Here is a 1,024-nt window from a genome sequence, read left to right as displayed (position 1 = left end):
AAATAATACTTTACAAGAAAAATATTTACTGAGAATGGGTAGTGGTGAGGTTTTGGTTGGTGTGGGGTTTTCCCAGTTAAGACGGGAAGGAGAACCGCTAATTACAGCAAAACCTGTGGATGGGGGTTATTTGTTGAATGGGGTGGTTCCTTGGGTAACTGGATGGGGTATTTTCCATGAATTCATTGTTGCTGCAACTTTGTTTGATGGTAGTGCAGTGTTTGGGATGATACCGTTGAAACAAGAAGAGGGTTTGGGGTTTAGTGAGGTTGCTGAGTTAGCTGCAATGCCATCTACAAATACTATTGCAGTTAAGTTAAATAATTGGTTTTTAGCTAATGAGTTTGTGGTTTTTATTAAACAACCTGGATGGATTCACGAGCAAGACAAAAGAAATGTTTTGAAAGCGACTTTTTTAGCAACTGGTTGTGCTTTAGCTGGGTTGGATATTATTGAGGAAATTTCCCACAAAAAGAATTTATTATCTATTAATAATGCTTTGGATTTATTAAGTCAGGAATTAGATAATTGTCGTAGTGGAATTCGTGAAGCACAGCAAAATGTGAGTGCTAGTTTCGCTGAAAAATTAGATTTACGTGCATGGACAATTGATTTAGCAACTCGCATTTCCCATGCAGCAGTTACAGTTTCTAGTGGTGCTGCAAATTATAAACATCATAATGCCCAGCGTGTCTATCGGGAAGCTTTAGTTTATACCGTTACTGGTCAAACTCGTGATGTTATGAATTCTACTTTGGAAAGATTAACTAGGGTAGAATCAAAGAGCATTACTTACTCCCAAGTTATCCATCTAAGTCACATAATTGACACAAGTATTCCTCAGTGGCAAGCGGACCCAAATGTTGAATTTATGACTGTAGCTGAGAGGGAAAGGCAGGGTTATTACTTGCGCCGTTTTGCAATGGGTGAACATAGTGCTACCCACATAAGTAGTTAGACAAAATTAATTACAAAATTTTCTCCAAATTCTTTTAAGATTTTTTCCACAGATGCAACAAAGGTT

The 1,024-nt window shown here is 37.6% G+C and carries 1 pseudogene; it reads left to right on the top strand.

Annotation, left to right across the window (positions count from 1 at the left end):
- Positions 1-955: pseudogene (locus tag CK510_RS32250) on the top strand (cyclase family protein); the annotation flags it as partial.
- Between the last annotated feature and the right edge of the window lie 69 nt (positions 956-1,024).

Source organism: Brunnivagina elsteri CCALA 953 (assembly GCF_002289455.1).
Lineage (GTDB): Bacteria > Cyanobacteriota > Cyanobacteriia > Cyanobacteriales > Nostocaceae > Brunnivagina > Brunnivagina elsteri.
This window is presented reverse-complemented; position numbering and strand designations above follow the sequence as displayed.